Source organism: Pseudomonas sp. HMWF006 (assembly GCF_003061205.1).
GTDB lineage: Bacteria > Pseudomonadota > Gammaproteobacteria > Pseudomonadales > Pseudomonadaceae > Aquipseudomonas > Aquipseudomonas monsensis.
Map to the genome: position 1 here is coordinate 9,206 of NZ_QAIU01000394.1, position 8,334 is coordinate 17,539.

At 52.9% G+C, this 8,334-nt stretch carries 11 protein-coding genes and 1 pseudogene; 3 read left to right on the plus strand and 9 right to left on the minus strand.

Annotated elements, in window-relative coordinates:
* Window positions 1-237: 237 nt before the first annotated feature.
* Entirely contained in the window at window positions 238-573 is a 336-nt protein-coding gene (locus tag DBR24_RS16155) for a DUF2834 domain-containing protein (protein WP_123469180.1), read from the minus strand.
* Window positions 574-868: 295 nt separating this feature from the next.
* Between DBR24_RS16155 and ilvA the strand changes: the two are divergent.
* Window positions 869-1,849, plus strand: a pseudogene (gene ilvA / locus DBR24_RS16160) (threonine ammonia-lyase, biosynthetic); the annotation flags it as partial.
* A 31-nt stretch (window positions 1,850-1,880) separates the two neighbouring features.
* On the opposite strand, the gene DBR24_RS16165 reads toward ilvA, so the two are convergent.
* Complete coding sequence (locus DBR24_RS16165) at window positions 1,881-2,186, minus strand: NIPSNAP family protein (protein WP_123468465.1); 306 nt, start codon at window positions 2,184-2,186, stop codon at window positions 1,881-1,883.
* A gap of 21 nt (window positions 2,187-2,207) precedes the next feature.
* Window positions 2,208-2,693: a serine protease inhibitor ecotin gene (gene eco / locus DBR24_RS16170; protein WP_128615263.1), complete on the minus strand. Its 486-nt coding sequence runs from the start codon at window positions 2,691-2,693 to the stop codon at window positions 2,208-2,210.
* A gap of 368 nt (window positions 2,694-3,061) precedes the next feature.
* Here eco and DBR24_RS16175 point away from each other — a divergent pair, with 368 nt between their 5' ends.
* Window positions 3,062-3,331 (plus strand): DUF1652 domain-containing protein, encoded by a 270-nt coding sequence (locus tag DBR24_RS16175; protein ID WP_123468469.1) that lies wholly within the window; start codon window positions 3,062-3,064, stop codon window positions 3,329-3,331.
* Here DBR24_RS16175 and DBR24_RS16180 read toward each other — a convergent pair.
* Together DBR24_RS16180 and DBR24_RS16185 are read right to left on the minus strand one after the other, a co-directional pair.
* Window positions 3,328-3,726 (minus strand): hypothetical protein, encoded by a 399-nt coding sequence (locus DBR24_RS16180; RefSeq protein WP_123468471.1) that lies wholly within the window; start codon window positions 3,724-3,726, stop codon window positions 3,328-3,330. The two genes, DBR24_RS16175 and DBR24_RS16180, sit on opposite strands and share 4 nt — an antisense overlap.
* Window positions 3,727-3,814: 88 nt before the next feature.
* Window positions 3,815-4,084, minus strand: coding sequence for a DUF2790 domain-containing protein (locus DBR24_RS16185; protein WP_128615264.1), 270 nt, complete (start codon window positions 4,082-4,084; stop codon window positions 3,815-3,817).
* 495 nt (window positions 4,085-4,579) lie between these two features.
* Between DBR24_RS16185 and DBR24_RS16195 the strand changes: the two genes are divergently transcribed.
* Window positions 4,580-4,876, plus strand: a complete 297-nt coding sequence (locus DBR24_RS16195; RefSeq protein ID WP_128615265.1) for a hypothetical protein — start codon at window positions 4,580-4,582, stop codon at window positions 4,874-4,876.
* A gap of 105 nt (window positions 4,877-4,981) precedes the next feature.
* On the opposite strand, the gene DBR24_RS16200 is transcribed toward DBR24_RS16195, so the two are convergent.
* The 4 genes from DBR24_RS16200 to DBR24_RS16210 all read right to left on the minus strand — a co-directional run.
* Window positions 4,982-5,947 carry a tetratricopeptide repeat protein gene (locus DBR24_RS16200; protein WP_128615266.1) on the minus strand — a complete coding sequence of 322 codons (966 nt, stop codon included), beginning with the start codon at window positions 5,945-5,947 and terminating at the stop codon, window positions 4,982-4,984.
* A 5-nt stretch (window positions 5,948-5,952) separates the two neighbouring features.
* Window positions 5,953-6,927 (minus strand): tetratricopeptide repeat protein, encoded by a 975-nt coding sequence (locus DBR24_RS16205; RefSeq protein ID WP_128615267.1) that lies wholly within the window; start codon window positions 6,925-6,927, stop codon window positions 5,953-5,955.
* Between the two features lie 364 nt (window positions 6,928-7,291).
* A complete protein-coding gene (locus DBR24_RS30935) occupies window positions 7,292-7,465 on the minus strand; it encodes a hypothetical protein (protein ID WP_158277039.1) in 174 nt (57 codons plus the stop codon).
* A 135-nt stretch (window positions 7,466-7,600) separates the two neighbouring features.
* Window positions 7,601-8,334: sel1 repeat family protein (locus DBR24_RS16210; RefSeq protein WP_256591551.1), on the minus strand; the 734-nt coding region annotated here is incomplete at its 5' end.

Sequence of the window (8,334 nt, forward strand, 5' to 3'; positions counted from 1 at the left end):
ACTTTAATCAAGACTGCAAATAATCCAAGCCCTTGATTGGCCCCTGGCACGCCAGGAGACAATTATCGTCTCCTGGCCTCAAGCGGGGACCGCCACAGAGTCTCTTTACAGCGGTGAAGACTGAGTCAGTTAAAACTGAAGACGCCATTGGTGATACTGCACTAGAGAAAAGGCATCGCTCTCTGTAAGAGCGAGCCTGCTCGCGAAGGCCATCGAATCAGCGCTGAGAAGTCCAGATCAACTTGCTCGGGCCTGCCCAACCGATTGTCTGCGCTCCCTAATCCCACGCACTACCAGATACAACAACGGCCCGACCGACACAAAAATGGCCGTCAACAGCAAGTACGGCAGCACCGACCAGGCAGACTGTCCGCGAGTACGCGCATCCTTGACCATCCAGATCCCGGCCAACGTCGCCAGCAGATACAAATCAATCACCACCTGAGCGGTGTCAGGCCGTGACATCAGGCTGATGCCGAAATCGATCAGCGATTGTTCAGCCTGAAGCATCACCGAAACGGTGTATCCGGCAAACGCGAGCAATGCCGTGAGGGGCAGGGCGATAGACAGCATGTATTCGTTCCTTGAAGTGATGAGCTCAATTGCCAGACTATCGCCGCTGCGCAAAATTGGCCATTGACTTGCCAGCAGCGCCCGGGCTAATTTCCAGCCCATGACTTCGACCGTACTGCGCTGCCAGCCAAGCATTATTACCGCCATTCCTTATTTGGCGGGCTAGCGCACGGCTGCAGCACCCAACCCGCCCTAGAGGCGGGTTTTTACTTTCTGTCTCCAGGGTTTCAACAAGGCTCATGCAGGAGCTGCCGGCGGTAGCTCCTGCACAAGCCGGATGAGTCAGGAGACGATAATGAGCGACCAGCAAGCCCTGCTAGAGCACTACGTGAAAAAGATCCTCGCCGCACCGGTGTACGACATTGCCGTGCGCACACCGTTGCAGGCGGCGCCGGCTTTGTCCGAAGCGCTGGGCAACCGCATCCTGCTCAAGCGTGAAGACCTGCAACCGACGTTCTCTTTCAAGATCCGCGGCGCCTACAACAAACTGGTGCAGTTAAGTGATGAGCAGAAGGCGCGCGGGGTGATCACCGCGTCGGCGGGCAATCACGCCCAAGGCGTGGCGCTGGCGGCGCGTGAGTTGGGTATCGCCGCCACCATCGTCATGCCCTCGACAACACCTGAACTCAAGGTGCTGGGCGTGCGCAGTCGCGGTGCCGAAGCGCTGCTGCACGGCGAGAGTTTCCCCTTTGCCCTGGCCCACGCGTTGCAACTGGCCGAGCAGACCGGGCGTACCTTCGTTTCGCCGTTCGATGATCCGGACGTGATCGCCGGACAAGGCACCGTGGCAATGGAAATCCTTCGTCAGCATCAAGGCGAGCTGGACGCGATCTTCGTGCCGGTCGGCGGCGGCGGTTTGATCGCCGGGATCGCGGCATACGTCAAATACCTGCGCCCGTCAGTGCGCATCATCGGCGTCGAATCTGAACACTCAGCATGTCTCAAGGCTGCGCTGGAAGCCGATCACCGTGTGGTGCTGGCCAGCGTCGGTACCTTCGCCGACGGCGTGGCCGTGGCGCAGATTGGCGAATACGGTTTTGAACTGTGCCGTTTCTGCGTGGACGAGGTGATCACTGTCAGCAACGACGACCTGTGTGCCGCAATCAAGAATATCTACGACGATACCCGCTCGATCACCGAACCTTCCGGCGCGTTGGCGGTTGCCGGGATCAAGCGCTACGTGGCGCGCACCGGCGCTCGTGATCAGACCTTCGTTGCGATCGACTCGGGGGCCAATATCAATTTCGACAGCCTGCGCCACGTCGCCGAGCGCGCTGCTGCATGCAGCGTCCCGGCATCAGGGGGGGTTACGGTAGCAACGGGCGCAGAAAGCTGCGCTCGTAACTGACGATGAATTTTTTCTCGACCAGATTGGCCACCAGCGCGGTGCTTTCCGCGTCGGTCAATGCGATATGCCGATAGCTTTCGTAATCCGCCAGCGACGGAAAACTGAACAGGCAATAGGCGATATTACTCGCGCCCTCGGAGGGCAGGAAGTAGCCGTGGTGCGTGCCGCCCAATCGCTCGACAATGCCGAGCCAGGCTTTTGCGTACGCTTCGAACTCGGCCAACTGGTAAGGATCGATGACATATCTGACATGGCAGGTAATCACGCAGGACGCTCCTTGTTCCGGTTATTCCCGAAGAGCTGTGCCGACTTTATCCGACGCCGACCAGACGCGATAACGCACTTCGACGTCCGCCGGCGCGTAAACCACCACGGGCAGTTTGCTGTTGTAGCGCAGCATGAAACCATCGCCGACGACCGGCACGAACGCACGTTTCTTCTGGCTGCCGGGCGGGCAGGCCATCATCGTGCTCATCGGACCGATGACTTTTTCCAGACGATAGAAGGGATAACCCCAGCCTTCAAGATTCTTCTCATCCAGAACCCCGCCCAGGCGCTGACGGTTGCAGTCGACTTCCAGGGTTTTGCCGGCAAGGATCTCGACCTGGAAGTTTTCTTCCTGATCCTGCTTCGGCAGGTAAATGACCTGACGGGTGAACCCGGCCTCGGCCTTGGGGTACGGCGCGACGTCTTCGAGTTTCGCTGCTTGGGCGGAGGTGGAAAGGCTGGCGATGATCAGCCCGGCGGTCGCGTAAGTGCGTAAAGAACCCATAGAAGCCTCCATGCAGGTGTAGGGTAGATAGCGGGCATTCTCACTGTCATCGGCGATGAATGCAAACCGGCGTCGACGTGCAAATTGCGGTGCCCGTAGAGGCATTTCTTGCATTTTGCAATTGGCAAAATACTGGCCACGTCGCCAAGTGCTTGATTCTGCAAGGGTCGAAACGATCCGATGGAAGGCACGTTTTATGCGTCGTTACAGTGCGGCGCACCGGATTTGGGCGCCTACACTCCAATGGGCATTTCGCAGTACCGCCGCGTGCCACACCCAGGGAAACAGCGGGGACACACCCGTGCAGGGTCAGCAACGGTCAGCGTGAATACTTGATTGGCATCTCACAGTAAGGAGAGGGTTTCGCCATGTTTCTGTCTGCCTTGGAACTACGCAACATCATTGAAAGCAGTTTTCTGCCGAAACGCTGCCAGTGCACGCTGTCGCCGGACTTGTCGATGACCGTCAAGGTGTTCGGCGATCACCAGACCGATCAGGTCGATTTGTTGGTGAGCGGCATTGATGCCAGCCACCTCAATGGCTGTCGCGAAATCAACGAACTGATCGCCGGGCTGCGTTCGGATCTGAGCAAGCAAATTGCACCACATCACTACAGTCCACGATCCAGAGCCATCTAACGCACCGTTTCACCCAGTTCGACCGTCACGCGCCGGGCCTGCACGAAACCAAGGCCCAGCGCGAACTCGACCAGCACCGCGAGCAGAATCCCGGGGCCGGCATGGCCGTTGAGCCATTCAGTAAACCCCAGCACCGCCAAACCCAAACACCCAACGATGAACCCGTTGCTCAGCGCATTGCGCCCCAACGACGGCGGTGCCGTGCGCACCAGATAAAACATCACTCCCAGCGCCGCAAACAACACCGCACCACGCCGCGCGACAAACCCGGCGCCTTCGGAATATTCAATACTCCAGGTCGCCAGCAGGATATCCGGGAAAAAGCCCCAGACCAGCGCCAGCAGAAAACACAAAGAGGAGGTGATGCTCGACAACGTGCGGAACGACAACTGCATGGCCAATCCTTGCGGCAGTGAGGAGGCCCCGAGCATAACCCTCGAAACACCCCACGCCTACCGCAAACCGGCAAATCAGACGTTTCTGTCAGTTCTGGAAGTTGCACGCGTCGGATAATTTCCGGTAGCTGATCTCCTCGGGCTTACCGGCGTTGTCGATGTACTTCATATCGGCCGTGATCACCTTGCACGTTTGTGTTGGCGGCTCGGTCAAGGACACCACTTTGGCCACCTGCAGCGGCATGCCGTACTGATACGGCACGGCTTTGGAGGTGGCGGAGGTGTCATTGGCCTGGGCCAGCCCGGTAAACGCGGTGCAGGCGAGGGCGGCGGTGAGCAATAAAGGACGAATGTTCATGAAAGGACTCCCGAGTGGCGGTTCTAGCGTTCGGCGTGACTCACCCGAACCTGCCGCACCGGGCAACAGCCAAAACGGCTGAAGGCGTGCGGTTCAGTAGAGTTTTTGACCTCGGCGTTAAGGGATGGTTAACCGGGCTGAACGCCGGCTGTCAGGGAGTGAGGTGGTTTTCTTCGGGATGTTTGGCGAATTCCTACAAAGGCTGGTGCCTTGTCTGCTTTCGGCGGGTGGAGCGGGGCGGTTACTGTCGGTTGCCGCTGCAAAATCAGTGGTTCGGGTTTGGTCACCTGAGAAAAGTTCATTGCATATGTGCCATCATTTGCCCCGCGCGGATCTCTTGGTCCGTGAAGTGCAATGCCGTGGCGGCTGTGTGCAGGACGCCTTCGGGCGAGCTGAGTTTGAACTGTTCTCGGTTGACCAAGCCTGTACACGGCCGCCTCCCACCGTTTGGTCACGGCTATGGCGGTTACCTTCTAATACAGTTGAGTAATCAAGATGCCAATAATTAAACCGCTGCTAAATCGCTATCTACCCCTCAGCAGCAACGTCACTGAAACCCCGACGCTGATCATCGACACCCAAGCCAACCCGAAAGACATCCTCGAAGCAGCCGTCCAGCGCGTCCGCGCTTCCGCCGACCTGCTCGAAACCCTGCATTGCCTGTGCTTCAAGCACGCCGACGTGCAGGACATCCCACACATCACCCATGCGCTTTACCTGCTGACACAGGATGGCAATGATTTACTGCAGGTGGCGCAGCAGCAGATGATGAGTTGGAAGGCGCCGGTTTGATGTGTTGAATGAAAACGGGAGCAGTAGATAGCGTTGAGTCTAACTCCACGCTATCTACTGCTCCCGTTTGTATGACTCTGGCACCATCGTTTTTGAATAAAACAATCAACGACTAAGTTTGTCAGGAAAGAAAGAGAGAGGAGGGTGCGACGCAGCCCACTCTTGAGAAAACTTTTTGGCCGCTTCAATCTGTTCAGCTGTCATCTTCGCTTCAATTTTTGGTAGCTTACTCTCCACTCTTTCTTGTAAATCCCCACCGCCGTCTAGCTCCTTCAAGGTGTAAATGAGCGCATAACCTTTAACGACATCGAATGGAAATCCATACGTGTCTGGCTCATGAGCAAGATCAGAGCCGTAACCATAAACCGTTGTGGCGTAACTTGCTAAAGCTGCTTGCTCATTCCAATGACGGAACCCTTCAATATCACCTTTTTCATAAAGAAGGGCTCCGTATTCCATCATTGAAGGCGGGTAACCACCCTCAGCTGAAGCTTTGAATAGGTTTTCAACAACTTCCGAGCGTTTCCATGGAAGGAAAAAACCGTCCCCCTGATGGTAGCTTCTAGCTAACAAATACTGTGAAATTTGGTGATTTTTTGCAGCTGCTTTTTCTAGCCAAGTTGTATCGAGTGTCAATTCATACATGATGTACATGGCTTCTGCATTTCCATCTTCGGCTTTAGGCTGAGCGATGCTAGATGCTTGATTCAACCAGTCTGATGGTTTCTTTTCTGTAGCGGGGCAGTCTTCTGATAATTTACACAAATCATTTTTTACTCGTCCAAGCTGGATCATTGCATAAAGATCCCCTTGGGTAGCTGCCATCTCATACCACTTTTTAGCTTCAGGATTCATATAGCTATTTTTTTGTCGCAATGACTCAGCTAAATAATATTGTGCCTCATGGTCTCCAGCCTCTGCCGCTATTCTCAGTAGCGGGGTTGCAGAAACGGCTTTGAATTGATTGTAAAGAATTATGCCGCGAGATTTCATTGCAAGTTCGGAGTCACTTAGTGCCAGTGCGGCGGGGGTAAAAGCGACTAGCAAAAAACCTGCGATATGAAGTTTCATGATGATCAACGGCTAAGTTTGTCAGGAAAGAAAGAGAGGGGAGGGTGCGACGCAGCCCATTCTTGAGAAAACTTTTTGGCTGCTTCAATCTGTTCAGCAGTCATTTTTGCGGCGATTCTAGGTAGCGTGTACTCAACATTTTCCTTCATGCCACCACCCCCGTCCAGCTCGGACAGCCAGTATAAAAGCGCGTACCCCTTAATTAAATCTAGCGGAAATCCAAATCTGTCAGGCTCATGTGCCAAATCCGAGCCGTAGCCGAAAACAGTAGTTGCATACCCCGTTAGCGCTGTCTTTTCGACCCAATGGCGATAGCCTTCTACATCACCTCGTTCATATAAAATGGCGGCATAATTCATCATTGACTTGGGGTAGCCGCCTTCAGCCGCAAGCTTAAACCATTTTTCAACTGCTTCTCTTCGTTTCCAAGGCAGGAAAAAGCCATCGCCTTGCTTGACGGAAACCGCCATCCAGTACTGTGCAAATGCATCTCCCGCAACGGCGGATCTTTCAAGCCAAGTATCATCTAGCGTGATTTCATACATTATGCGCATCGCCTCCGCGTCGCCAGCTTCGGCTTTTTCTTGAGCTATATTTTTTGCCTGATTCAACCAATCAATTGCTTGCTTCTGCGAAGTAGGGCAGTCGTTGGATATTTCGCACATGTCGTGCTCAATGCGGCCCAATTGGATCATGGCATAAAGATTGTTCTGACCTGCCGATGCTTCATACCATTTTCTGGCCTCATTGTTCATGTAATGATTTTTCTTTCGAAGAGACTCTCCTAAATAATATTGTGCTTCGGAGTCGCCCGCTTCTGCTGCTGTTGTTAAAAAAGGGATCGCAGAAGTGGCTTTGTATTGGTTATATAGAATAATCCCTGTGTTTTTCGCCGAGCTTTGCTCTTTTGTCAATTCTGTGTTTGCATAGCAGTTGAGCGTGAAAAACATCAATAGCGAAAGTGCTGTTTTGATTAACATGAGGGTTCCAAGCCGGATGATTATTTTGGAGGGCCAACATAGGTGGCTTTGCCGGATGGTATATAGATGCGTCCGTAATATTGGCTCCGCTGGCAATAGCTGTCTCGCTTTTCACCTAGTAACTTGACGTGGGATGAGTATCGACCTCGCATGACATCACTGTCACGTTGTCTCAGGCGAAGTACTGCTTCGCTCATGAAGTTGTCAAGATCGGAGCGAGGAGTTGAGGTTTTTTATCAATAGGTCTAACCACTCACTCGGTTTTTTGCTTCCTAGAGAACATTGATTGATGAGGGAGCAAAGATCTCCTGAAGTCGTTGCAAATTTGAACATTGCATAGTAATCGCCCTGGGAGGCTGAAGCCTCATACCATTTTTTTCTTCTTTATTACTATAGCGCTTTTTTTTCGAAGTTCTTCCGCTAGGTGAAATTGGGCCTCTGCATCTCCAGCTTCCGCAGCGATACGTAACTGCATCTCAGCAGGTTTGTATTGATTGGAAAAAATCAATCCATTATTTTTTTGTGTCTTGCTGTTCAACGGTCATTCCGGCAATTGCGCCATCACTAAATACAATGCTAAAAAGTACCAGGCTGAAACCCATAGCTCGCCGTACGGCTAAGTCACTAAACGCACGAGCGTTGCCCTTTATGGTGGAAAGCTCTTGAGCCAAAATTAGAAACCTAATTTTTCTGGATAGAAAGAAAGAGGCGGGTGAGTAGCCTTCCATTCAATCGCATATTTTTTTGCTTCCTCAATTTGAGCGGGCGTCATTTTCTCCGCTATTTGAGGTAACTTGCCTTCGACATAAGCTTGAATGTTTCCACCGCCATCCAGCTCTTTAAGCAAGGATACAAGTGCGTAGCCTTTAACTAGATCTATGGAATAGCCAACCTTGTCGGGAGTATGGGATAGATATGCACCATAACTTGCAACGGCGGCTTGGTAACCGGTTTTTGCCGCCACCTCCCACCAATATCGAACACTTTCTAAATCGTTCCGTTGGAAAAGGATCGATATATATTCAATCATCGCTGGGGAGTAGCCACCTTCAGAGGCGGATTTCAGCAACTCCTCCTCAGCATTCTTCCTCTTCCAAGGAAGTAAAAATGTGCCTTCGCCCTCGGCATAACGATTGGCGAGTAACCACTGTGAAGGTGCATATCCGGCTGCCGCTGACTTTTCCAACCACTTTAACTCTGCAGTTGCATTGTACAAAATCGCCATTGCTTCGGCATCTCCACTTACGGCGCGAGGAGTTGCGGTTTTTATCAATAGGTCTAACCAATCACTCGATTTTTTGCTTCCTGGAGGACATTGATTGATGACGGAACAAGGATCTTCTGAAGTCGTTGCAAGTTTGAACATTGCATAGTAATCGCCCTGGGAGGCTGAAGCCTCATACCATT